Origin of the sequence: Ensifer sp. Root31 (genome assembly GCF_001424825.1) — a bacterium.
GTDB lineage: Bacteria > Pseudomonadota > Alphaproteobacteria > Rhizobiales > Rhizobiaceae > Ensifer > Ensifer canadensis.
This window is the reverse complement of the sequence record NZ_LMCO01000038.1, coordinates 20,381-44,068: the sequence shown is the minus strand read 5'-3', so window position 1 is coordinate 44,068 and position 23,688 is coordinate 20,381. Positions and strand designations below refer to the sequence as shown.

Here is a 23,688-nt window from a genome sequence, read left to right as displayed (position 1 = left end):
GCCGATAGCCGCGCCAACACGATGCGCTGGGTCACGATGTCGAAACAGATGAATGTCTGGCCGGAGCGCCTGGAAGCGGAAAGCTGCCTCGATCCGAACCGCATCTACAAAATGGCGCTCCAGCGCCAACGCCAGGGCAAAGTCGTCTTCATCGACATCGAGGGAACGACGAACGAGAACTTGTTCGCCGGCCTCTACTGCGCCGATATCGTTCTGATCCCGCTGCAGACGACCCAGGACGACGTSGTCGCCGGTATGCAACTCGCGCTCAATCACATCCCCGTGGTCGAGGAGGATCAGAAGCGCAAGCTCGCGGCGATGATCGTCATCAACCAGCACGATCTCGTCACCGGCCGGGCAAAGGCACACGAACCGCTACGCGAAATCCTGCGGGAAAGTGGGGTCGCCCTCGCATCCCAGCCAATAGCGCGGCGCGCCTCCTATCAATCGATTGGCGCGGCCGGAACGCTGCAGACCACGGCGAGGTCGGATCCGAAGGCGATCGCAGAAATGGAAACGCTGCTTGGCGAACTCCTCGCTCTCTATAGATCGACCGCGAAGGAGGCNGCTGCAGACCACGGCGAGGTCGGATCCGAAGGCGATCGCAGAAATGGAAACGCTGCTTGGCGAACTCCTCGCTCTCTATAGATCGACCGCGAAGGAGGCTCAGCTATGAGCGAAGGATCGGACAGCAAGAATCTCGTCCTTGGGCTGATTTCGACTGGCCGCGAGCGTCCGACCGTGCGCGAAAAACCGGCCGCCTCCCCTGCGCTGATAAGCCCCGACGATGGCGGCCGCACCCCGTTCCGCGATCTGGTTGCCAAGGGCGAAAGCCGCGATCCGATCGCCGGAAAGCGCTTTCGCGACACCGAAAAGGTCACCACCGGAATCCATATTCGTGCCGAGGTCCACAAGACGTTGAAGATCCTCGCGGCCATCGAGCGCCGCAAGTTCAATAGCTACATAGAGGAGGCGATCGACGACTATCTCCTGAAAATCGCGGACCGGATTCCCGATATTTCCTGACCGGGAGAAGCGGACGCTCACGCGCTTGTCGGCCGTTACGGGGATCACTGGCTACTGGCCTTCAGATGGCGGTGATCGCTTCGTCAAGGAGTAGGACACCAGCCAGCTAGGTCCGTGCGAATTGCGAAGCGCCTGCAGGATGCCGGTGGTACGAGCATTCATCCAGTCCTCGCGGAGTTTGGATTTCCAACGCCGACCGTTTTCGAGCGCGTAAGCCTGAAGAGTGGCGTGCTCTTTAGGGGTGAGAGTGCGAAGGTTGGTCATAATAATGCTTCCTTCGAATCGGCGGATTTCCGAGCGCTAGGCGATGCGCCGCCTCTTTCGGCGGCACACCTGATTGCCTGCTCACGCCTTCAGGGCCGCCATCCTTTCGCCGAGCAGCCAAAGGGCTTTGTTGAGCTTGATATCCTGATCGATCCCATTAACGGCGCGGGACTTTACACGACGGGGCCTTCCGAGATCGTCACGGCCGACGCCGCGCAATCCGCCCTTAATGGCGTTCTCCTGAACCACATTCCAGACGGTCCATAGATCATTGGCGCGGTCGTCGTGGCGGCGGGGCACAAGCAACTGCTCCGCCCTGATGGGCGTGGTCGTCTCGCCTTCGTTGTCTCCAAAGCGGAGAACATGGGCGGCATCCGCAAGAATGCCCGCCTCCTCATGGTTCATCCGGAAGGTCGACCAGTCCTGTGGGGCGGCAAGGGTGCGCTCGGCCTCGCCGAGAACGCGATAGGTGCCCTCGATAACCTTGTGTTGGACGTCACCGGAATGACGGACCTTGATGGCATCGATGGTGCCGGTCTGCGTCACTAAGGAATTGAGGCAACGGACACGGAAAAGCCCGGCCATCAGCTCGTAGGCGCTGGTTCCGTCATTGGCGTTTTTCAGGAGAATTTCGCAAACGGTGTCCCCAACACTGTAGATCTTGCCGTCATCGATGCGGCGCAGACGGATAAGATGCTTGGTGAAATCGGCCTTGCCTTCGATGCGGCTGCGCGACTGCTTGGCGCCGACGGGCATGAAGCCTTCGTTCATAAGGCCGCGCAATACTTCGATGGTCGGGATGGGTTTGAAACGTTCGGACCGGCTCTCATGGGCGGTCACGGCAAAGATTGACGGCGCGAGGTGGCGCATTTCGGTTTCGGTCAGGGTACGGCCGGTGTCGAAGCGGGCGGTTCGGGCGTAGATGCTCATTGTCTGTCTCCTGTTTTCCCGTTTCCCGAAGGGAAGCCCCTTTCGGGCGAAGCCTCCCCGGTCTTTCCGGGGGAATGGCCTCTGACATTCCCCCGGACAGAGGGGGGTGGGCTTGAGCCCGCCCCACGGCGGGGAGCGAGACTGTCAAGCGGGGTGGCGCGGAAGGTGGTGCATCTTCTCGGGTCCGCCCTCGGCGGACTGGCGCGGAAGATGCAACGGCTTCACGGGCCGCTTGACCGGCTCGGGCACCGCTGTCATGGGGGCGGAAACAAAGATGTGGCCCGGAACGGGCTTCCTATACGGGCGCGAAGCACCCGACTGGACAAGCGATCGTTACCGCAATCGGCGGAGACAGCCGAAGGCAGGCTTCGTGCCGGCGGCATCGAGCGCGGGCGACCGGAACGGGCGGTGGCTCAGAGGGACAAGTCACCCACGAGTTTTAGTGATGGTTGTGAGCCCTGCTGTCCGAAAGCGGGTTGAAGATGCTGCGCGATGACGTCGATGGTGTAAACCTGTTCACCGTCCCGCTCGTAGCTGGCATTCGAGATCCGGGAGCGACATAGACGAGACCTGCCCGACGCTATCCTTGATCCACTCGGCCCGCTTTTTGTCGAGGATCGTAACCTGGAATCAGGCGGTCGCCGACTTGCTGTCGCCATGTGGTAACCCATTCCGATTGGTGGCAAATGTTCACTTTCAAGACGTGGCCGAGAAGGGTGTGGCGGTTGACACATCGCATGGATTAAACCTTCCTTACCCGCTCGAATCCGTTTACTTGTGCAAGCCGAACCAATGCCGCTCGGTTTTGCCAGAAGTATCATTCTTGATGTCGAAGAAGTAGGGCTCTAACCTGAGAGGCCGAGAAATGGAGACCGATTGTATGCAGCGCCGCTGCCGATCAGAGTTGTAAAGACCGTGCGCATTGCCTTGGCAAATGTTGACTGTCTTGATGCACAGGTCGCCCTTCCTGGGGAAGCCGTCGCCGTCCCTTCTGCTCCTCACCTGATAGCCTTCCGGGCATTCCGCATATCTCTCGTAGCCTGGCGATCCCGTCCCTCCTTCGGGGCAGGTCGGCCAATTGAATCCCGGCTTCTTCATCGCGGAGATGAGGCGAGCCATCGGCGGATGGCAGGCGGGAACACCGCGCCAAGAGGGATTGGAAGACGACGCGCACAGCAAGACTTCGCAACCCCATTCGCTCCCAGAAGCGGGGGTGGGAAGCGCGGCGGTCGTCAGAAACACTGCGACGAGGACGGTTACAGACTTAGCTTTGGCAAACATCGGCAATATCCCATCAAACACAGCAACGAGTAAATTATAGTTTATCCTATGGCGACGAGCAAGCGTAAGAAGCCCGACACAGACCTTGGGACGATGATCCTGCGAAACATGGCGATGGTCATGGAGCGCGAGCGGGAAAAGCGCGGGCTGGCTAAAAAAGATATGGCTCGTCTCTGTGAGATTACCAATCCTTACTATTTTGGAATCCTCAATGGGACAGCCAACCCTTCCTTGCAGGTCATTACGCGGATAAGCACGAATCTGAAGGTTCCTCTGCAAGAGTTGATGATGGGCGTGAAATCCAGCGACAGCTGAACTTTGATTGGCCAACGTTGTATCGTTCCGGTCACGGAGCCATTGCGGGCATTAGAAATTATAGTTTATGATCGCCCCACGTTATCGCTTCGAACTATGCATTCGGACCAAAGGGGATGAGACAATCCTGAAGAAACCGTTGGCTGCGGCACTGCTCCTTGCGGCGACCACCGCAAGTGCGGGAGACAATCCAATGTGGCGTAGCGGCCTCACCTGGACCTGCGCTTTCACCTCGGTCATTCGGTGCGAGCGGCTGATCGATTGCAAGTCGAGCGGGGAGATCGGCGAAATCGCGGTAGACTATAGCGAGAACCGACTGATCGATGAGGCGGGAAACGACCATCCGATCAAGCGCCACTACGTCCAGACCGTCGCCGGCAGTCCGATCGGCAGTGAGGTGAAAATCGAACTCGCGACAAATGAAGTGGTTTGGCTTTCACCTGTCGATGAGGCTGGAACATTTTCCGACAATTGGATCGGCGCGATGCTATCGCCCAAGGCAGGCGTGATCGTGCAAGAGCTTCGACCGTTGATTTGCGGACCTAAGAAATAGGCCGGAGTCGATCCGCTGGCCCGGCTGCGCGAGGTTTTGCTTTGTGGTGGTCTTCCTGCTTGCTCAAGCCAATTGGGTAAACGGGGTCGACGACGACATGTGGCGCGACGTGCTCGACGAGGCCTATCGGCGCGGCTGGACGGACAGGCGCGTCAAGATCGAAGGCGAATCGTTAAATTAGCGGAGCCTTGCAGAACGCGGAGTGCTCCCTACCATCTTCGGCAGGAGGAAACGTCATGCGGAAAATTCCTGCGCCGAAGCATCCAAAATACCACCCAGATCGCGACCTCCTTTGCCAGGAGGCGTTGGAGGGCGAATTCCTATCGCTTGCCGATCGAGCGCAACTGTCTGGTTGGTCACGCGAGGAAGTCGCGACGGCATTGATCGAGCTTGCAGACAACTATTTCCTAGAAAATGCCGATCTCGAAATATTCGAGCTTGGTGCCGGGGTTGTGCTCCTCGCGAGGAAGCCGCACTAAGCGCCTCCCTAAATCTGGTCGTTGACTCTCTGCGCCGATGAGAACATTTGTAGAACGAATTTTCTCAGAAGGCATTGAGGATGAGTGACGAAATCGGCGCTACCAAAAGAGCGGAAAGCGGCTTTTCGAGCACCTATGCGAACATCCAGGCTGCAGGAACTGGGGCGCGTTCGGCTCTGCCCACGGACGGGCGGCACCAAACTGGTATTGCTTCGAACACCGGATCGAATGGCCAACGGCCAAGAAGTCCTGATCCACCGGCGCTGGCGGGCGCCTTTCACGACATGCGGCTAGTCAAAACCTCGATCGAGGAAGAAAGCGCATGTGTGGGAAACAGCCGGTCATTATAGATACGCTCGGAAAACTGCTGGATGACGGCTATCAGTTTAATCTCTGGTGCTTGGACTGCAGCCGCGACGGGATCAGCTCGATCGAGCCGTTTGTGAAGAAGCTCGGGCGCGACCATCCGATCTATATCAGAGGCCACGCTAAGTGTGCCAAGTGCGGCCGCAAGAATGTCGAGGTGCGGATACAGGCGCCGGCTGGTGGCGTGCGCCCGGTTCAGGGATGACACCGGTCGGCGCCAGAGATAATCGCCGTGGCGCTACTCGGTGCCAAGCATCGAGGGGTGATCTCCGCCACCGCTCGAAAGCGCCTGTCTACCCACAGATCTGCGAGTTGTGATGCCAAGGGGTCTTGTTCCATATAGGCCCGAGTTTCAGAAGCGGAGTGCGTATACATGGCCAAGATGAACGAAACCTCGATGGCGCTTTCCCTGCAAATTGGTGAGCGTCTCAGAACAATCCGTCAAATGCGGGGGCTTTCCCAGGAGAAGGTGGCGGCATCGCTTGGCATAACGTTCCAGCAGATCCAGAAATATGAGCGCGGGGCGAACCGCCTCTCCGTTCCAACCTTGATTCAAATCTGCGAAGTCCTGAACGCCCACCCGATGGAAATCATCGGTGACTTTTCAATGGAGGACAAGGCCGAGAGACCGAACGTGCTTGTCCAGCGGCTTGCTATTGCGGAAAGCAAACTCTCTCGGATGCAGAAAATTTTGGCCGAGCGGGATTGATGCGGGAACCTTTTTTCGGACACTATGTTTAAGTTGTTCCCCGAACCTTGATTAGGCCCCTCTTCCCCGGGGCCTATTTTTTGCGCTCAAACACGTCGACATTGTCGGCCAGCTCGCGCAGCCCTTTGAACGATGGATGCCGTAGCTTCCTGTCGCTGGTGATCTCGGTATAGGTGACCTCGGCGACGAATACCGGCTGGCAGAACACGGCGTTCTTCCGCTTGAGCGAGACCGGCGGTACCTTCGCCGGTATGGCTGCCAGCTGCTTGCGAAGGTCGCGGGCCATCTTGTCAGTAAAGCCGGTCCCAACGCCGCCGACATAAACCAGCTCGTCGCCTCGCCTGGCCGCCAGCAGCAGCCGGGAGATCGCGCCGGTCACTTTCGTTGAAGGTTCGAACCCAACGATGATAAAGCCGTCGCTCTGGATGCACTTCAGCTTGAGCCAGTCACCGAGCCGGCCGGAACGGTACGGCGCCCGCCTGTCCTTGGCGATAATACCTTCAAGGTCGAGCTTGCAGGCATGCGCCAGGATCACCGCGCCCTCGCCTTCAATCTCTTCTGACAATCGAATAACCGTGCCGCCCTCGGCGATCGCATCTTCGAGCATCGTCCGACGCTCCCGCTGTTCCATGCCCCGCAGGTCGTGACCGTCAAAGTAGAGGAGATCGAAGGCGTAAAATAACGCCTCGCCGGCGACGCGCTTGCCGCCTCGGCCGCCGAGTGCCGCCTGCAGCATGCCAAAGTTCGAACGGCCTGCATCGTCTAGCACGACCGCCTCGCCGTCGAGGATCATGGTCGTAGGGCCTAGCGCCTTTGCCGCGGCCTCGATCGCAGAGAAGCGTGGGTCCAGTCATGCCCGCCCCGGGTAATGATGCGTACGCCGCTCTGGATTTCGCCATCGGAGGAGACAAGGATGCCCAAACGCAAGCAGCGACTGATGAAGTCGAGTGAAATTCCGGATTACGTGGCTGATATAATTGCCGCTGGGTGCGACATCTGCGCCGTCGGCCACGATAGTTACGTCGCCGGCGACATTGGACCCGAGCGAGGCGGCAATGAACGCGTCGCGGCGGATCAGTGAGAAATATGGCGACCGTGATCCAATCATGTTGGAGATTGTCGATTACCTCTGGTCGATCGGCCGATACACAGAGCTTGCCTCCGAAGGAACGCGACACTAATGCCCGAGGAACGGGCGAAGAAGGCTATTCATCGCTGTTTAGAAAAGACATGTTCCTGAGAAAATGCGCGCAAACTCGCCGCCCAGGAGGGAAATATGCGATAGTTGATAGGCGGGAAGGCACGGTCAGGAGAGACCGTTACGCACCTCTACAGGGCCACCGTCTGGACCGGTGATTGCTCGCCGGTTCGTGTAGCTGTCCCCTAGTTCGTTGGCCATGCGCTGTAGAGCCCACAGCCGAACTGCGCGGTGGCTGATGGCGATGGTGGCCGTGTCCTCAAGGAACGTCTTGCGGGTCTCCTCGATCAAAGCGCGCCACTTGGACGCCGGGCCCGAGGCAGCTTTCTTGTTCGGGTCGTGGCTCTCGACGAGCTGTCGGCTCACATCGAGGCCGAAGTCCTTCTTGACTGCCGCGGCAACGACCGACGGGCTATCGAAGCAAGCCAGCGCCTGATGTAGGTCTTGACCTCATCGGAGAATTTTGGTTTGGCCATTGATCCGTCAAAGTCCCGTCAAAGGAGCGGCAATTGGAACGATACAGCGCCGATAGACTGAAACTGCAGCTTACTGGACGCGGGCAGCACCAGTGGGAGTGGCAGGTCCTATTAGATGGCTGCAAGCCTATCCGATCAGGCCGCATGGTTGGGGCTCGTATCCGAGCGAAGGCCGAGGGGCGAGCAGCAATGGAAGAGCTGACCGCTTTCGATATGGGCTAGGCCACCCTTAGCTGACACGTGCCACATACGTGTGCGATCTGCACTCTGGCGATCTCGGGTTTCTGTTGGCAGCGTCAACCATGGCGCAGACGCCGGCAGCATCTGCCCCATAGCGACGGACGACGCCGACGAACTCTTCGACATCGTGGCCACGGATGACGAACACCGGGCGGCCTTTCGATCGGCTGAACTTTGGCGCGCCGAAAGCATCGACATCTTGGGCGGCATGATAGAGCTCGTGCTCGACCAGCGCCATGAACTCGGCGTCTCCGCATTCCCTGCAGTAATCGGCGTCCAGTGTGATGATGAAATCAGTGACGGATCCGAACCACTCGACGACCTGTTGTTCTGCCCGGGCGCGGGACCACTTGCCCATTGTGCCTTGCGGTGAGCCGGTCTCGCACTGGCCTATCACCCGCTTACCCTTGCGATTGTTCTCAACCACGGTCCAGAGATAGCCGATGTGGGCATTGGCAAGATGCTCATGTTCCGGATTGGCGACCGGCGATGAAGAGTCGAAGAATGTCGCTTCGACCCATTCACCGACATCAGCCGCCGGGACGAACGATTTGAAGTCATCGGGCGCTTGGCGATCATAATTTGCCTTTCGTCAGCGCCGGAGTGAACCTTTGTTTGTCGCGCGCCTTTTCATTACTGGAGCAACAACATCGGGAGGTTTGAATGAACGAGGATATTATCGAGCGGCTGAACGCTGTCAGTCAGAGGCTTCACACGCGTTCACTCGAATTGGCTCACCCGGATCAAGACCACGATCTTTCCCTGATTATGCAAAGCCTAGCGATCACAATGGAGGCAGTCAGCGCGCTCGGCGCTACAGTCAACCGACTTGACGGTTTGCAGGGGTTCGGCAGAGCGGGCGATTAAGCCCAGCTCTTCCTTTCCGGCAAGCGGGATCAGGTTCGCATTCGATCCGGTTCGAGGCTGAGGCCGTGACTGTCATAGCTCTCGCGGTAGACTGGCGGGAGATCGACAATCTTGCGATAGGCGGTGGTGCCTGCGAATGCCATGTGCGACCGGCGCCGTACCGGATGACGGCGAGTGCGAAGAATGCGACGATCGTCGCGACCACCGCGAAGATGTCCGCGATCACGAACAAGTGGTGGAATCCGTGGTGATGTGAGAAGCTATGGAAGCGCATTCTGGTTCCTTTCTGCTGAAGTGAGACCTCGCGTCTCGATGGCGTTTCATCGTTCCGTGAATACGAAGGAGAGATGGCGATGCAGTACAACTGGACCGTGCTTGAAGCTGAATACCAGGGCAAGGATATTGACTTGGTCTCTACTGACCCGCTCGTCGGTCGCCTCGAGTTGATGGCCGAGGACGACGAGGTCATTGAGGTCACGCTCGACCGGGTAATGGCGGAAACCTTGCTATCAGCCTTGCTGAAATTTCTCGGACAGGGTGAAGGCGCGGATGCCTCCAGAGTCACCGCGCATTAATCGGTTGCGGCGGCAAAATTCGAACCTGCGACGTCCAGCTTTCTGAGCTGGCGAGCCACCGGGCTGTTCTACTCCGACAGAACTTGGAACATACCTGGGACTCTCGCGGTTGTGTCTGGCCACACACAAGGAGGAACCCAATGGCAGACGACAAGAAAAACGTTGGCCGGGATCGCGGCCGCGTCGCCGCCGGACAGGCCTACGAATTGAACTAGTTCAAGCGGAAGCACGGCCTCACCGAAGACCAGGCCCGCAAGATCATCAAGGAAGCGGGCACCTCGCGAGAGAAGGTAAACGCCTTAGCTGAAAACCAGAAGAAGGTTTAATAGAACGCATCGGAGCCAGCCCTATGAAGATCACAAGAACCGATGTTGCCACCCGCATGAAAATGATCTTCATTGAAGTGTTAGATGTCAAAGCTACTGACCTTCCGGACGACGCCTCGATTGTCGACGATCTAAGAGCAGATGCCCTGAAGATTTCGCAACTGTCGATGATGATCGAAGAAGAGTTCGGAGTATTCATCACAACCGAGTTAATGGGACAGCTCGTGACAGTCGGGGACGCGATCGAGTTCGTAGCCGCACGTGAGCGCGACGGAATTTAATCATTACGCGGCTAAGGCGCGAGGCAAATACCAATGGCGCTGGAAACTGAACGCGACGCCGGAAGGTTGCGCCACGAATTCTCACATTCTGAGCCTGATATGAGTGATGAACAGATCCGCCATCATCTTCATCGTGCTGCTATGCGTCCTCGTTGGGGCCGTACTTAGCCTCATGGCGCTCAAAGAAGATTTTTGGATCCGAGACAGCTCCGACACCCCCAATAACCCGCTGAAACAGCTGATCGCGCAGTGACCGCAGGCGTTCGCCGTTTCGGTTTGAAGAGTGGTGTCACTTGACTGTGACCCCAACTTCGGGCGCACCCTCTGCTGACCAGCATGAGCATATTTCTCCGGCAGGACCCGCGCCGTAGCCGCACTCCTTTTTGGGTGTCTTGCACTGCCGTGGGCTGCGCGCTTCAGAAAGCGCCTTTGCCTCGGCTATCGCCATCGCCCTACTCTTGCGGGTGCTTTTGAGCTTCGGCTGCGCCTTTGCTTTTGCTATCGATTGGACCTTCGCGCGATTACTGCTCGTCTGCGATGAGCCGGTCTCACTGCAAGACGAAAAAAGCAAAAGAGATCCGACAGCGAAGGCAATTCCCGGTACAAACTTCAAAGCGCACCCATCAAACGAACCAACGCTTCAATATGGACGCTTCCTGGAGGTCCTACCGGGCGCGAGAAAGGGCGGTTTCGGCCGCCTGATTTTGGATGTATTTCTTCTACGAGCCGGACGCAAGCCTTCTGCGAACGTCGACGGGCGCTACATCGAAGCCAGTCGCACGCTCACCGCTCCAGTTTATGCCAACCCTAAGGGCATCCTTTTCCAACCCTACCAACCAGCAATCGCGAAACACCTCCAAGGTAAGCTGGTGTGGCGTAAAGTCGCGATACGACGCAACAGTCTCAATAGTGAGCCGAGCCCGAGTTTCTGACGACCAGAAAGGCATGGCGGCTTCGTTTGATTGGTTTGTCGAAGTTGGAAAGCCCGCGTCGTCACGTATGGTCCAAACGACCCCGCTCTCGGCGATTTCCTTGTAGAAAATTTCATAGTGGGCTGCGGCGATGCTCATTGGACCAGCTATGGCGTCCCTGTCCCTTTTCGCAAGGTGTCAGCACCGAAGTTCAGGCAATATTAGGCTATGGCGGGAGGCGGTGACATCCTCCCTAAGGCCCGGCGAGTTTTCCCTCTAATCGAGGTTCGCAATCAGAACAGCCAACGAATCACCAAAGATTGGAGTGCGGCGGCAAGTCGCCGAAGGGCCACATGTCGGGGAAGAGCCTCATCCTGCCACCCAAAATTTCGGCAGGATCGCGGCCTTGGAACAGATCCCTCTAATATGCGTTTTTTGGAAACCTGCCCAACGGAGGACACGATGATCACCATCTGGGATGAAAATGTTGAGTTGAAGATTGATGATCGTTTTCAAGTCATTAGGAGCGCCCGAGAGGCGGTCGCGTTCCTGATGAAGTCCTGGCCCGACACGAAGAGCGCGAGTTACGCAACAGCTCGGAAGGCCTGCCTGGATGCCGCCAAAGGAATAGTCCCTAGCGCGCAAGCAAGGGCGGCGTTTGAAGCCGCCGCCAAGGAGGCCGGCATCCTGCGACAACGTTGATGTTGCCCTGCCCGAGGTGAGAAACTGAATCATGCCGGTGCCCCGCGCTTTTCGAGGGCAGCGAGGGACCGATTGCAGCGGCCACCGGAGGTGATACCTAATTGCCGACGCACGAGACCTGAACGTTCTTTGGGAAAGGGCGTCCATTGATATCGGAATCGATCTTGTAGTCGGCCGGGAAACCCTGAGCCGAGTAGAGCTCGCGAGGCGTCGGCTGTCGGGCAAGGCATCAGGCCCCTATGGACCTTGAAAGGATCGGTAGATCCCGTCTGAAATTGAGGCTTCCAGCGTTGCGAGCATTGATTGATGTGCAACAGAGCCGGGCTTTTCGAGCGTTATGTGAGCAACACGCCCTCGCCGCCACGGCTGGCATTCCCTCAGTCTCTGCGAGTGCTACGCCACTTTGGTTTTGATGGTCGACGATCTGCGCAAGGAGGATCCGGTCCGCGCTGAGCTGCTGGCCGAATACGAGACCATGTGCCGCGCCATGTAAGCAGACGCGGTAGCGATGATGGAAGGTGAAAAGAACGCGAGGTGGTAGTAGGCCGCCGTACGTAATTGCAACTTCAGCCAAGGAGCGGCGTTTTCCTAGTGGCAACGACGCGAGGAGGCCGAAATGCGTCACACAGACCGAGAGAAGAAAGATTACGACCACGATCTGCTGACGATCGAGCATTGACGGTTTCTGGTTTGCTGATCATTGGCGCGACTTTGCTGGCGTTGGCAATCTGATTAGAGCCAGCAGAACCCCGCGGAGTGCAATCCAGGTTCAATGCCTCGGATTTGTCCGCCAATATTGTGCGAGCCGGATCGTGTTCCAAGTGCTCCTGCCAAGCGGCCTCCGGCACCTGACCGGATCGTTAGGCCGCAATGAGCAATCGGTTAGGCCGGGCTCTACTTCAGCAGCATGCCAATGGAACAATCCGAACACCGCCTCGCCGATATCTCTCAGGTGGATCGACATTTGAGACCTCAATTCTCTATCTCGTGGTAAACGCGTAGGGACCTGCGATGTTTCAATGAGCCATAGACGGTTGATCATCACCGCAACGGCAGGAACAGTTGGAGCGGGGCGGATGGGCCATGATTGGGATGGCCGCGCAGGCGCCGGATGACGATTGTGTGATTTGGAACGGCCGTCGCACTGGCGGCCTTACTGGCATCGGCCGCTGCTCAGGTGATGACGCGAGCGATCTGAGAACGAAGGCGAGAGAAGCGAATGGCAAACATCCTGGAATTTCCGCTAACTCGCGATCAGCGCGGCGCCAAGGAACGGCTGGTTAAGGCGATGCGCGAGTTTAACGCTGCCGTGAAGTTCGCCGCGAAAACTGGACTTCAAGTTGAGGTTTCACAGGTTCGTTGCTACGCCACCTACAGCGTCGAGCCCCTTACGCTCGTCAGCGTCGCCGCTAACATTCCGGGCAAACTGCCGGAGTTCGACGGCTTAGAGTTCTAGATTTAAAGCTCTTGGCAGGCACGACGCGATTGCCCATCACAGGCTATGCGCCTCGCGCCCCATGGTTTCGAGCTGCTCGGGCATGATCCCGAGCTGGGCGGCTATGGTTGCGATCAACGGATGATCACGCCGGAACTCGCCATTCGATCCGGGCCGTTTCCTTGTCCGCGCCGTCAGGTAGCGCGTCGCGCCGAATCGATACCGCCAAGATGATGCGTCCGCCCGTCGATGCCGTCGACCACGATGGTCAGGTTCTCGCCCAGCTCGTCGGTCAGATATTTGTCGGCGCCGCGACCGGCGATCGGCGGGCGCAGCAATAGGGGTGAGTTCTGCATTTCCGGAAAGTCGAGCGTGCCGGGCTTGCGGGAAAACAGCTCGAGCATGAAGGGGAAGCTCTGGTCCGAAGGCTTGTGAAAACGGTGCCGAAGGCGACATCGACCAGAGCTGGTTGCCTGGAGCGATAAAGGGAACGCCTTGACCGATGAGGCGCGACCGGTTGTGCGCACTGATGGTCATGGTGGCGAACGCCACCGTCGTGTGGGTGGCGTTGCGGACCATGTCGATAAATTTGGCGATATCGGCTGGAGTGCCTGTGCCGCCAAGCTTGGCAACGATGACGCATTGCCGTCCAAGAATGCGGGCTCCGTAGAGCGTGTAGGTGCGTCCGATAAAGGACGGCAAGCTGCGCGTGGCTTCGATCGGACATCGATGCGCTCATGAAGAAGCTCTCCCAGGTAGCGCTCCAACACTTCGGGAAACTGAACATGGTGGCTGCTTATGTCTCTCTCTAACATCGTCTCGCACACTAACATTGCCGTCGTTAGCGTGCAGTCTTAATGTTAGTGAAGTCAGCGCGCCGTTGCGCCTCGGCCAGCGTGACACTTGCCCCTCTATACCATTGCTACCGTCGCCATTGCCCTATCGCCCCGAGCTGCAGTGTTGGCTGTCAGCGGCCCGAGTGCTTCTCATGAAGCTGCGCGAGGGCATCGTCTGGCAGGGAAGAAAGGTTGACGGCAAATAAGCTGGCGGCCACATCCATCCTAAATACAAGGTCGAGGCCCGTATCGACCGCCCCTGGGCGGCCGACGGCATTGCGCTGCCCCTACTGCGTCACCAGGTCCGCACCAAACCACTTCAGACTGATTGCCCTTAACGTACCATCTGCTTGAATTGCTCGAATGGCGTCATCGAATTTTCGTGACAGCACGTCATCTCCCTTCCTTAGGCCGATGCCGATACCGGGGCCGAACAGTCCCCCGGAGATACGTGGGCCATAGAGATGTGCAGACCCACCATCCTTTGAATCCAGGAAAGCTTTCCAAACGGAGAAATCCGCCAAGCCGCCATCGAGCCGTCCAGCGAGGAGGTCGAGATTTAGATTGTCTTGCTTGTCATAAGTGCGGACCTCCACTATGTCGCCAAAATACTCCCTAATGAAAGCCTCAGCGTTCGTGGAGCCCTGCACGCCGATCGATTTGCCTCTGAGATTTTCCTTCAGGTCCGCGAGGACGCTCTTACTGGCCGACGAGTCCATTGAGAGATCGAGCTTCGCCTCGCTGTCCATCACAGGGACCTTGAGCGATTTTGAGACTACGAAGTAGTTGGAAGTCAGTGCGTAGGGTTCTGAGAAGGCTATAACCTGCCGACGCTTCTCAGTTATCGACATCCCAGCCATGATGGCATCGTACTTGCCGACAGTCAGTGCCGGAATGATCCCATCCCATGCCTGGGTTATGAATTCGCACTTCAGTTTTGCGCGTGCGCAGAGCGCCTCGCCAACATCAATGTCAAAGCCGACTGGCTTCCCGGATGTATCGACTGCGTTCCAGGGTGGAAAGGCGCCTTCTGTTGCGACTTTGATCGTTCTTTCGTCTTCGGCACGGGCCATCCCGGCTAACGAGCCGACAACGATGACACTTACTATCATTTTAAACGCGTTCATTTGGTTCCCCTTTTTGGATCCGCGTTGCGGGTTCAAGTGTAGATTCGCGGGATATGGTCACGCAGGCCTGCGTAGAGCCCTATAACGTCAGTTCCCCAAAGCGCCGCGATTTCCTCATGGGTGATCACTTCGTCGCCTTGTCTGCCGAGCAGTACGACCTGGTCGCCGAAGCGCGCTTCAGGGATCTCTGTGAGGTCGATGCGCAGGTGCTCGAGGTGGGCCGGCGGCAACAGCCTGGCTCGTTTACCGCCAACAATCGCTTCGGCATTGCGGGGGATTAATCGAGGAAGGCCGTCCCCCCATCCCATGCCAAGGACGCCGAGGACCATACCCGGCTGAAACCCAGGAATTTCCGGGGTGGGCCCGAGCGAGACATCGAGGCGTTTCATAGCGACGACGGTGGTACAGATGGCCTTCAAAGCTGGCCGCAAGGTAAGATGCCGCGTGGGCCGCTGGGCCTCTGGCAAGCCAACAAAAAGTGCCCCCGGGTCGACCGCATCCAGATCCATATCCGGATATGTGAGGACACCCTCGGTGCTCGACATCATGGCAATAACGGGCCGGCCTCCGCGTGCTTCCGCTCCAGCCAAGATCGCCTGCATTCGCCCAAGTTGATTGACCACGTCCGTTGGCTTTGACGTTGGCAACTCGCTCAGGTGTGCATAGATGCCGTCGATCTGCACATCCGAATGTGCGTGGGCCGCGGCAAGTAGCCCGCCTGCCTCTTGCGGCGTTGCGCCTGCACGAAAGAAACCCAGATCAACCTTGATGAAGACGCGAGTTCTCGTCATCACGGACCGCCAGCGCTCCAGTTCATCGATACTGGAAACACTGACCGTTAGATCGAGCGCCTCCACCATCGGCCCCGCTGTCGGCAGGGCTCCTGGGTAAAGAAGAATTGGATGCCCCACTCCCGCCCTGCGGATCGAAACGGCGTCTAGAAGCGAGGCGACCGCAAAACCATCGGCACCCTCTGAAGCCAGCGCGCCAGCGACCGGACCGGCACCGCACCCATATCCATTCCGCTTCAGGCATGCATAGATCTTCACGTTCGTGGGCAGCTGCTCACGGAGTTGCCGATAGTTGTGCCTGATTGCACCTAGATCAATTTCATACCAACTGCCTCGCAGAAGAGCGGTCTCGGCGCAGCCAAGATCATGCTCTTGCGAGAAAGGGACCAGGAGAGCGGTCATCGCGCCACCTTTTCTATCGCAAGTTTCTCCTGCGAACCTTGGGCGAGGTCGCGACTATCGCTCTCAGCATGGACGCGGCGCTGGTGGACCGTGATGTGTCTCTCCAGTCGGCCGAATAAGTGGACGAGCACGAATGTGAAACCGAGATAGATCAAAGCCGCAGAAATGAAGACCTCGTAGGGAGAGAAGGTTTGCGCCACGATCTTCCGGGCCGTGCCCGTCAATTCCATCATGGTTATCGTGCTGGCGAGAGAGCTCGCCTTCAGCATCAGCACCACTTCATTTGCATAGGCGGGAAGTGAGAGGCGAAGGGCGATAGGCAGAACAATCCGCCGCGTGCGAAGCGTGTAGGACATGCCGAGTGCCTTCGCCGCCTCGATCTCCCCTCTCGGCACGGCGCGTATTCCACCGCGGAGAATTTCGGTGGTGTAAGCGGCGTTGTTGAGGGAAAACGCGATGAGCGCACACCAAAAGGGCTCCTTCAGTATGGCCCAGGCAAAGCTCGAACGGATCCACTCGATCTGGCTCGCACCGTAGTAGATCAGGAAAAGCTGAACGAGGAGCGGCGTTCCACGGAACGCGAATGTATAAAGAAGCACCGGATGAGAGAGTGCGGTCATTGTCGATGCTCGCATGAGCGAGAGCGGTAACGCGATGACGAAGCCAAGCAAGACGGAGGCGACCGTCAGTTGGGCGGTTAGAAGCGCTCCCTCAAGCAGAGGCGGCAGAACGTCAACGATAAGGTGCCAGTTCATGATTGTTTACTCATTCTGCGATACGGACGCCGCGATTTGCGCGTCGTTCAAGCAAGGTCAGGCCGACCAGGGAAACCGAGGTGAAGGAGAGATAGAGGCCGGCGGCGATGGAATAGAAGGTCAAAGGATCGTGAGTTGAACCCGCCGCCACACCGGTCTTGCGCATCAGATCCTCGAGGCCGACTACGGAGATGAGGGCCGTATCTTTCAGCAGGGTGAGCCAGAGATTTCCGATGCCCGGCAGCGCGTATCGCCACATTTGCGGGAGGATCACGAGCCGCCATGTATGAGGAGTAGACAGGCCGAGAGCTTGCGCTGCCTCGATCTGGCCCACCGGCACGGCTCGGATCGCGGCCCTGAAGACCTCGGTGGCGTAAGCCCCGAAAACGATGGTCAGCGAGAATACGCCGGCTGCGAACGCATCGACTTCGACATAGCGACCGAAGATCGCCGTCATCGCAACGGTGCCGCCGAAATAAAGGATAAGAATGAGGAGGAGTTCGGGGACACCGCGAATAATCGTGGTATAGGCCTCCGCCGATCGCCTGAGTATCTGAAACCGGCTCAGTTTTGCCATCGCGCCGCAGAGACCGACAGCAATCCCCAAAACCAGGCTAGTGCTTGCAACGCGTAGCGTCGTTACCGCCCCGGCAGCGATCTGATCGCCAAAGCCCTGTAGGTCGATCATTGACGCAACTCCTCGCGCTGCGCCGACAGGAATTGCTTTAGTCGGGGTGACGTTGGGTTGCTGAAGAATGCTTCCGGTTCAGCCTCTTCCTCGATCTGTCCCTGATGGAGGAACACAACCCGGTTGGAAACTTGCCTCGCAAAGCCGAGTTCATGGGTAACGATGAGCATCGTCCTCCCCTCTTCTGCAAGTGAACGAATGACCTTCAACACCTCACCCACCAGTTCGGGATCGAGGGCCGACGTCGGCTCGTCAAAAAGGAGGATCTCGGGCTCCATCGCCAGAGCACGCGCAATCGCAATACGCTGTTGCTGGCCGCCGGAAAGGTGGGAGGGATAGGTATGACGTTTGTCGGCCAGACCAACCTTAAGCAGCAGTTCCTCCGCCCGAAGGCGGGCGTCCCGTTTGGACAAACCCAAGACGTGTATCGGCGCTTCGACGATGTTTTCGAGGACGGTCTTGTGAGACCAGAGATTGAAGCTCTGGAACACCATCCCGAGTTTCACGCGCAGGGCATTGATTTCCCGCTGCCCGGTCCTGCCGGGCCGAGCGCTAACCTGTCGCCCCGATATCCAGATTTCACCGCCGCTCGGCTCCTCCAGGAAATTCAGGCATCGCAGCAACGTGCTTTTTCCCGACCCGCTGCTGCCGAGGATAGAAATAACGTCGCCGCGGAGGGCAGTGAGGGAGACCCCCCTGATGACCTCCAGGTCGCCAAAGCGCTTCTTGAGACCGCGAACACGTAACGCTATGCGTGCGTCGGGTGGGCTAAAACGATAGTCGGATATGGCGTTGCTGTGCACGACGGAGTCCTCGGCTGTTGTTTGCCGAGGATGGCGACGCTACCGAGATCGCGCTTGCCGCGGATTGATGCATCTGCACGATCTGATCAAGAAACTATGGTCCCTTCGGTGGGCCAGGCCCCACGATAAGCTACGGGTGTCATGCCGACCTCTCGGCGAAACGCATTCGAGAAGTGGCTTGAATTCGAAAAACCGCAGGCCAAGGCGATGTCCGTAGCGGACATCGACGAATGGCGCAGATATTCCTTTGCTCTTTCGATCCTGCGCCGGATGATAAAGGCATAGGGCGGACAACCAAGCGACTGCTTAAACGCCCTGCAAAAGTGGGGAATACTAAGGTTCACCACCTCGGCCAAATGCGAGAGGGAAAGCCCGACATCGAGGTTCTCGTCGATTTTCTCGATGACCCTATTCAGGCTTGCCGGCGTCAATCCGCCTTTGCTGACGGAGGGAATGTACCTCTGCCGCCGGAGCAACTGCGCGAAGATCGTCGCAACATAGCTTTCGACAAGAAGACCACTGTGTGGCCCTTGGTCTTGTATTTCTGCACCGATCCCACGCGCCGCATTCATAAGGACTGGATCCTCACAACCGAGATCCGGCGACAGCGAAGGTTGCAGGTTAGGCGTGGTGCGGCCGACAAGGTCCGTCACAAATGATGGATCGACCGAAAGCGAAAGGTAGGCGGCCGTGGGTGCCCCAGCTTCCCATCCCTGCCAGTTGCATCCGGCCGGAACAAAGAGAATCGACCCGGGCTTTCGGCGCACGAAGCTGGTGGGTTTTCCGTCCAGAAAGTACTGGCCCTGCTCACAATCGCCTTGCACATTGAGCATGACCAAATGCCGGTCCGATGTGATTGCGATTTCTTCCTTCTCCAATCCAGTCCGCCGAACGAGTTCAGCTTGCACACGATCCCAAGACTTTTTCTCGCGGGAGATTGTTCGGCAACTCCCGGTCTTGAAAACGGAATTTGGCTCTGAGGTGGCAACGTTCAATGACATGGGACCTCCCCGATTTGGGGCAGGCCTTGGCCAAGGAAAGCAATGGGCGACAACAGGCGACGCCAGCCGTTCTGATCGGCGGGGTGTCGAGCTTGACTGATCGAAGACGAGTCGAGTGAAAGTAGACGTCTGACTGTTTTCGCGAATTTCGGATTCCGCATTGGCCGCTCCCCGGAAAGAGAGTTTGTCGCGGTACGCCCCCGCGAAACTCACTAAACCTCCGACTGATCGGGGAGTTCGAAACTGTACGAGACAGCCCTGTGGCCTTTAGTTCCGAGGAACCTGGACATACGCCACAGGCTCCCCGACCAAAGGTCAGAGAGTTTGATGCTGAATCGACCAGCATCAGTCGCTCGTAGGGGTTTCGACGCCCCAAGGCAGCGCGTACTGCCTCACGTTGAAAATAGAGAATCCGGCGGTGCTTCGCTAGGGTTAAGTGAGTAAAAATTGTCGACGACGACAATATCGCGGCACGATTGTGATGTTCTGGCACTCTCATGAAGATGAACCGGCCTTGGCGCTGGATTGTCTTCCTCGCTTTTTGTCGGTGCCTTTTGGCGTCGTTGTCGTGACGACGCCGCCGGAGCGTCGGGGAAATCGAGATCTAGAGCAGTGAAACTCATGACCACATCTAGGGGCTTCTCGAGGGTTAGCGCCTTAACGTAGGTTCGCCCTTCAAACCCACCACCCTCGGGCTCCATAATGGCACCGATGTGAGAACCCTGGTTGAGTCGAGAACCGCGCGGAACCTGTGGCCGAAACTGTAGAAAGTGGTTTCCGACACCGAACCCAATACGATCTTCGAGAACTCGCGGCTAAATCCGGAGCTGAGTTACCTGCGGTCTATCGGCTGTCGGCGACACGACAGATGATCAAAACCAAAGTGCCCACTGCAAGAATAAAGGCGAACGCCAGAAAAATCGTTGAGGGCTCCACTTCGTTCCCCAAAGCTGCGACCACGCCAAACAAGACTACCCCGAGCAAAACGCCGACGCTATGCACTGCGCCTTTCGCACGGCCAAGGGCCGTCTGAGGCACGGAGGATTGTAGCATCACCTCTATACCGACCCTGCCCAAATTATAAAGCGCACCGAGGATAGCAAAGATCAGGAGGGTCCACGGAGTGTCGAGCACGTTCAGAAGGGCGAACGAGATAGCAGTCAGCGCGAGGATCGCAAACTGCAGGATAGTAATCCTTGCCGCTCGCAGCACCGGTATTAGAAGGAGCGTACCCAGGATGGATCCTGCTGACCAAGCGCCCTCCAACTGCCCGAAGTCAATCGCGTCACCTTTCAACTCGACAAAGACGAAGCTCGGACCGATGACGCTGACCAGCACTCCTCCGGTATAGAGGAGCGCATAGATTGCACCCAATTGCAGCAAATGCGCATCGACTTCCAATGCCGGTCGTGAGTCTGCGCCGGCGCGAAACTGACGAGACAGATCCCGCCGTACAGCCAGCATGAAACAGACTGACAGCACGAATGCCGCCGCGAGCAAAGTAAATGTATACGTCGGAATGGCGAAATGCAGGAGCACACCGGTCAGTAATGCCGCAACGAGGCTCCCCGACTGCATGAGAAAGAACACCATCGAGTTTGCGGCTGGCAGTGACAGGCCGGCGCCAACGGAGGGTATCATCGACTGGGACGATGTAAGCGCAATCCGATCGCACGTCGCGAACAACATAGCAGACAACCAGATCGCCCACTGAAGTTCGCTTACGATCAGAAGCATTCCGAGCGCCAAAGCTCCAGCGAACCGGATGACGTCAGCGGTAACACACAGAGCGCGGCGATCGTACCGATCTGACATCCAGCCGGCGATCGGGCTCGATACCAGCTCAGTGACACTGAGGATCGCGAAAAACACAGCAACTGAGGCGGCGCCAAATCCCTGCGCCACGAGGATCCATGCACAGGCTATTTGATACCCGTTTCGGCCAACGGCCGAAACGAAGGTGCTCGCCAGGAACCAGTTGAAGGATCGCGATGCCTGAGTGGCGGCCTTGGGATCTGCGACAGAATATAGTTGGAGCATTGGCGGCGCCTTTCGGTGGATGCGCCATATTAATAGGGAACTTCCCCGCAACCCCGCTTTCGAACCGGGACCACATTGTCGAAAACGTGCCCAATAACGCGCCGATACCCATCAAATTCGCCACCGTCGGCGGAACTCCGAGGGAGCAGTGCCAAAGGCGCGTTTGAATGCGACCGCGAAATGACTTGAACTCCCGAACCCGCAATCCAGGGCAATGTCGGTGGCTGAGCGATCCGTCCCCCGCAGAAGGTCGACAGCGCGTTTCAGGCGCAGATCCGCGACAAAGGCGAAGGGAGACATCCCGGTAGACTGCTTAAACGCACGAAAGAAGTGGCGTCTGCTGACACCTACTTCCGCGGCGAGTTCATTTAGGTTTGGCGGGTTCACAAGACGCGCGTTGATCAGGGCGACGACCCGATTAAGGTCGAATGGTGAGAGCCCGCCTTTCAAAGGCTCCAATCCCGAGCCGTTCAACCTGGCGAGTTGGATAAACATCTGGACCGCCTGGCTCTCCGCCATGATGATGCTGGCCGGATCGGGATTCTTGAGTTCGGCCACGATCGTGTGGAGACAAGCCTCAATCATGCCGTCTCTAAATCCGATAGCTGGATGCAACCCTCGGACATGATCGGCGCCGAGCGTCTGCTCGATGAAGGTGGGGTCGATGGAGACAAAAAGGTAGCAGCCTCTAGCGTCCCCCTCGTCCCACCCGGTCCACTCGCTATGCGCCGGCAAAAAAACGACCGATCCGGGCCGCCGAGGGGTGAACGCCACACGCCGCCCATCCACATAGTCGTCCCCGGATCGCGCGTCACCCTGCAAATTGAACAATAAGGCGTGCTTCTCTGGCGCGAACCGAGTCTCCTGTCGGAGCAAACCGGTTCGCTTTACAACATGGGCCCGTACTACGCCCCAATCCATGTGCTGGTGTACGACCGTCTTGTGATCAGAACGGCGAACCTCATCAGGCTGGAAGCCAAGCGTCTCCGTCAAGAGAAGCAATCCCTCAATATTCGTTTCAAAATCACCCGGATCATAGAATCAACTTGAGCTGCCGAACAACTCTGGATAACCCGCAGTTGGGTGATCTTGGCACTTTCGTGCAAAAGTGGCATGCGCATGAAAGCGCGTTGCCGAAACCGGCATTACACCTGGAATAAGGCGCCGCCCGCGGAAAGGCAAATCTAAGCGCATGAAATTTGTGCGCCACTGCCGTTGCAGCTGGCAGCGTCGCCCCTCTGATTGCTTAGGTGTATTGCGATGCAAAATTTCAAAGAGTTTTTCACCGAATGCGACCGTGCCCCGCGTTTGAATCATCTAGCCGGTTTCTTCGCCGAGACAGCCGCCGGCAATGGTGGCGCACCAGTTCGCAAACCGACCGTGGATACGCGCCTCCTGCCCGACGACCCGTTGTTGCATCGGCTCGTCGAATTGCATTCGCGCCGCCAGGGCTTCTTCGATCAACATTATCACGGCAGCATTCCCTATCGTCTCGAGGAAGAATTCCGTATGGCCCATGCGGTCCTGCGCTACAGCCAACTGAGCACGACCAAGGTTCTGCTTTATAGCCTCGGCACAGCCGAAGGGACGATGGCGCGCACGCTTTCCGAGATGAGCCGAGGCAAGATCCAGTCTTTGTCCTGCAGCCCTAACGAGGAAAACTACAAGTGCTTCCTGGCTTTTGGCGAGCCGCCGCACGCCAGTTTCTTTCTCGGCCCCTTTCATCGATTGACGAAAGAACATCTCCATTCCGAAATCCACCTTGAGCCGTTCACTGGCGGTTTCGATATCATCCTGGAAGATACGACATTCCAAATGTACTCACCCAACCGAAGTCAGCAGATCGCGTTCGTCGCGCAGCATCTCAAGGAAGATGGGATTCTGCTCTTCGTGGAGAAATTCCGTGCGACGGATCTCCGGGAGTATCAGTTGCGGGAGTTTCAAAAGGACTACGGATTCAAGTCCCGGTACTTCGGGGCCGAGGAAATAGAGCGTAAGTCCAAGCTGGTGCTGGCGACAATGCACCACAGCGAGGTCACGTTAGCCGAGATGGCAGCAGCGGTATACGCTCATTTCAGGCATTGCGTCATCACGTGGAATAGCGGGAACTTCTACGGACTGGCCGCTAGCAACAGCAAGGAAAACCTCCGGCGCTATCTTTCATTGATGGCGCAGCCCGCAATCCCCGCCGAATACGTCTACGATCCTGAACCCTACACCGAACTGGCGACTTGGGCTGATGATCGCAGGACATAGCAGGCATCTCGTCTAGTAGCGTGACGCGAAACCGCACGGACGTTAATTATAATTT

At 57.8% G+C, this 23,688-nt stretch carries 27 protein-coding genes and 3 pseudogenes; 16 read left to right on the top strand and 14 right to left on the bottom strand.

Features of this window, described 5'->3' with window-relative positions; all coding sequences use genetic code 11:
- Nucleotides 1-672 precede the first annotated feature (672 nt).
- Nucleotides 673-1,026, top strand: a complete 354-nt coding sequence (locus ASD00_RS27710) for a hypothetical protein (protein WP_057210380.1) — start codon at nt 673-675, stop codon at nt 1,024-1,026.
- Between the two features lie 345 nt (nt 1,027-1,371).
- Here ASD00_RS27710 and ASD00_RS27705 read toward each other — a convergent pair whose 3' ends face one another.
- Entirely contained in the window at nt 1,372-2,220 is an 849-nt protein-coding gene (locus ASD00_RS27705) for a DUF932 domain-containing protein (RefSeq protein WP_057210378.1), read from the bottom strand.
- Nucleotides 2,221-2,991: 771 nt separating this feature from the next.
- The gene (locus tag ASD00_RS27700; protein ID WP_057210376.1) at nt 2,992-3,501 is read right to left on the bottom strand and encodes a hypothetical protein; all 510 of its coding nucleotides are present in this window, start codon (nt 3,499-3,501) and stop codon (nt 2,992-2,994) included.
- A 48-nt stretch (nt 3,502-3,549) separates the two neighbouring features.
- Between ASD00_RS27700 and ASD00_RS27695 the strand changes: the two genes are divergently transcribed.
- The 6 genes from ASD00_RS27695 (at nt 3,550) to ASD00_RS27675 (ending at nt 5,923) form a co-directional block, all read left to right on the top strand.
- Complete coding sequence (locus ASD00_RS27695; RefSeq protein ID WP_057210374.1) at nt 3,550-3,816, top strand: helix-turn-helix transcriptional regulator; 267 nt, start codon at nt 3,550-3,552, stop codon at nt 3,814-3,816.
- Between the two features lie 193 nt (nt 3,817-4,009).
- Nucleotides 4,010-4,369, top strand: a complete 360-nt coding sequence (locus ASD00_RS27690; protein WP_057210373.1) for a hypothetical protein — start codon at nt 4,010-4,012, stop codon at nt 4,367-4,369.
- 43 nt (nt 4,370-4,412) lie between these two features.
- Nucleotides 4,413-4,550, top strand: coding sequence for a hypothetical protein (locus ASD00_RS40430; protein WP_156585824.1), 138 nt, complete (start codon nt 4,413-4,415; stop codon nt 4,548-4,550).
- 55 nt (nt 4,551-4,605) lie between these two features.
- The gene (locus ASD00_RS27685; RefSeq protein WP_057210371.1) at nt 4,606-4,848 is read left to right on the top strand and encodes a hypothetical protein; all 243 of its coding nucleotides are present in this window, start codon (nt 4,606-4,608) and stop codon (nt 4,846-4,848) included.
- A 322-nt stretch (nt 4,849-5,170) separates the two neighbouring features.
- Nucleotides 5,171-5,419: a hypothetical protein gene (locus ASD00_RS27680; protein WP_057210369.1), complete on the top strand. Its 249-nt coding sequence runs from the start codon at nt 5,171-5,173 to the stop codon at nt 5,417-5,419.
- Nucleotides 5,420-5,587: 168 nt separating this feature from the next.
- Nucleotides 5,588-5,923 (top strand): helix-turn-helix transcriptional regulator, encoded by a 336-nt coding sequence (locus tag ASD00_RS27675; RefSeq protein WP_063963356.1) that lies wholly within the window; start codon nt 5,588-5,590, stop codon nt 5,921-5,923.
- A gap of 73 nt (nt 5,924-5,996) precedes the next feature.
- Here ASD00_RS27675 and ASD00_RS27670 read toward each other — a convergent pair whose 3' ends face one another.
- Complete coding sequence (locus ASD00_RS27670; RefSeq protein WP_057210367.1) at nt 5,997-6,716, bottom strand: hypothetical protein; 720 nt, start codon at nt 6,714-6,716, stop codon at nt 5,997-5,999.
- A gap of 120 nt (nt 6,717-6,836) precedes the next feature.
- Between ASD00_RS27670 and ASD00_RS42040 the strand changes: the two genes are divergently transcribed.
- The gene (locus ASD00_RS42040; RefSeq protein ID WP_244496144.1) at nt 6,837-7,004 is read left to right on the top strand and encodes a hypothetical protein; all 168 of its coding nucleotides are present in this window, start codon (nt 6,837-6,839) and stop codon (nt 7,002-7,004) included.
- A gap of 225 nt (nt 7,005-7,229) precedes the next feature.
- On the opposite strand, the pseudogene ASD00_RS39325 reads toward ASD00_RS42040, so the two are convergent.
- Both ASD00_RS39325 and ASD00_RS42035 read right to left on the bottom strand, forming a co-directional pair.
- Nucleotides 7,230-7,597: pseudogene (locus tag ASD00_RS39325) on the bottom strand (DUF2280 domain-containing protein).
- A 229-nt stretch (nt 7,598-7,826) separates the two neighbouring features.
- A pseudogene (locus tag ASD00_RS42035) lies at nt 7,827-8,300 on the bottom strand (putative metallopeptidase); the annotation flags it as partial.
- A gap of 200 nt (nt 8,301-8,500) precedes the next feature.
- Here ASD00_RS42035 and ASD00_RS27645 point away from each other — a divergent pair.
- The 7 genes from ASD00_RS27645 to ASD00_RS27615 all read left to right on the top strand — a co-directional run bounded on the left by ASD00_RS27645 (nt 8,501) and on the right by ASD00_RS27615 (nt 12,955).
- Nucleotides 8,501-8,704: a hypothetical protein gene (locus tag ASD00_RS27645; protein WP_057210362.1), complete on the top strand. Its 204-nt coding sequence runs from the start codon at nt 8,501-8,503 to the stop codon at nt 8,702-8,704.
- 353 nt (nt 8,705-9,057) lie between these two features.
- The gene (locus ASD00_RS27640) at nt 9,058-9,279 is read left to right on the top strand and encodes a hypothetical protein (RefSeq protein WP_057210360.1); all 222 of its coding nucleotides are present in this window, start codon (nt 9,058-9,060) and stop codon (nt 9,277-9,279) included.
- A 349-nt stretch (nt 9,280-9,628) separates the two neighbouring features.
- Nucleotides 9,629-9,886 carry an acyl carrier protein gene (locus ASD00_RS27630; RefSeq protein WP_057210358.1) on the top strand — a complete coding sequence of 86 codons (258 nt, stop codon included), beginning with the start codon at nt 9,629-9,631 and terminating at the stop codon, nt 9,884-9,886.
- 106 nt (nt 9,887-9,992) lie between these two features.
- Nucleotides 9,993-10,139 carry a hypothetical protein gene (locus tag ASD00_RS40425; RefSeq protein WP_156408130.1) on the top strand — a complete coding sequence of 49 codons (147 nt, stop codon included), beginning with the start codon at nt 9,993-9,995 and terminating at the stop codon, nt 10,137-10,139.
- Nucleotides 10,140-10,269: 130 nt separating this feature from the next.
- On the top strand, nt 10,270-10,818 hold the full coding sequence (locus ASD00_RS42030; RefSeq protein WP_244496143.1) for a hypothetical protein: 549 nt from the start codon (nt 10,270-10,272) through the stop codon (nt 10,816-10,818).
- A gap of 441 nt (nt 10,819-11,259) precedes the next feature.
- On the top strand, nt 11,260-11,499 hold the full coding sequence (locus tag ASD00_RS27620) for a DUF982 domain-containing protein (RefSeq protein WP_057210354.1): 240 nt from the start codon (nt 11,260-11,262) through the stop codon (nt 11,497-11,499).
- 1,219 nt (nt 11,500-12,718) lie between these two features.
- The gene (locus tag ASD00_RS27615; RefSeq protein ID WP_057210353.1) at nt 12,719-12,955 is read left to right on the top strand and encodes a hypothetical protein; all 237 of its coding nucleotides are present in this window, start codon (nt 12,719-12,721) and stop codon (nt 12,953-12,955) included.
- Nucleotides 12,956-13,140: 185 nt separating this feature from the next.
- Here the strand turns inward: ASD00_RS27615 and ASD00_RS40420 are convergent.
- The 9 genes and pseudogenes from ASD00_RS40420 to ASD00_RS27570 form a co-directional block, all read right to left on the bottom strand.
- Nucleotides 13,141-13,260 (bottom strand): annotated as a pseudogene (locus ASD00_RS40420) (DUF3363 domain-containing protein); the annotation flags it as partial.
- Between the two features lie 797 nt (nt 13,261-14,057).
- A complete protein-coding gene (locus tag ASD00_RS27605) occupies nt 14,058-14,897 on the bottom strand; it encodes a transporter substrate-binding domain-containing protein (protein WP_057210351.1) in 840 nt (279 codons plus the stop codon).
- Nucleotides 14,898-14,929: 32 nt separating this feature from the next.
- Nucleotides 14,930-16,090, bottom strand: coding sequence for an alanine racemase (gene alr, locus ASD00_RS27600; RefSeq protein WP_082523749.1), 1,161 nt, complete (start codon nt 16,088-16,090; stop codon nt 14,930-14,932).
- Nucleotides 16,087-16,845 (bottom strand): ABC transporter permease, encoded by a 759-nt coding sequence (locus ASD00_RS27595; protein WP_057210350.1) that lies wholly within the window; start codon nt 16,843-16,845, stop codon nt 16,087-16,089. Before ASD00_RS27595 ends, alr begins: the two co-directional genes overlap by 4 nt.
- A gap of 10 nt (nt 16,846-16,855) precedes the next feature.
- Entirely contained in the window at nt 16,856-17,533 is a 678-nt protein-coding gene (locus ASD00_RS27590; protein ID WP_057210349.1) for an ABC transporter permease, read from the bottom strand.
- On the bottom strand, nt 17,530-18,336 hold the full coding sequence (locus ASD00_RS27585) for an amino acid ABC transporter ATP-binding protein (RefSeq protein ID WP_280137517.1): 807 nt from the start codon (nt 18,334-18,336) through the stop codon (nt 17,530-17,532). Before ASD00_RS27585 ends, ASD00_RS27590 begins: the two co-directional genes overlap by 4 nt.
- Before the next feature lie 86 nt (nt 18,337-18,422).
- The gene (locus ASD00_RS27580) at nt 18,423-19,337 is read right to left on the bottom strand and encodes an AraC family transcriptional regulator (RefSeq protein ID WP_063963355.1); all 915 of its coding nucleotides are present in this window, start codon (nt 19,335-19,337) and stop codon (nt 18,423-18,425) included.
- An 843-nt stretch (nt 19,338-20,180) separates the two neighbouring features.
- Nucleotides 20,181-21,377 (bottom strand): MFS transporter, encoded by a 1,197-nt coding sequence (locus tag ASD00_RS27575; RefSeq protein WP_057210347.1) that lies wholly within the window; start codon nt 21,375-21,377, stop codon nt 20,181-20,183.
- 111 nt (nt 21,378-21,488) lie between these two features.
- The gene (locus ASD00_RS27570) at nt 21,489-22,370 is read right to left on the bottom strand and encodes an AraC family transcriptional regulator (RefSeq protein WP_063963357.1); all 882 of its coding nucleotides are present in this window, start codon (nt 22,368-22,370) and stop codon (nt 21,489-21,491) included.
- Between the two features lie 267 nt (nt 22,371-22,637).
- Between ASD00_RS27570 and ASD00_RS27565 the strand changes: the two genes are divergently transcribed.
- Nucleotides 22,638-23,633, top strand: a complete 996-nt coding sequence (locus ASD00_RS27565; protein WP_057210345.1) for a class I SAM-dependent methyltransferase — start codon at nt 22,638-22,640, stop codon at nt 23,631-23,633.
- Nucleotides 23,634-23,688: the final 55 nt, after the last annotated feature.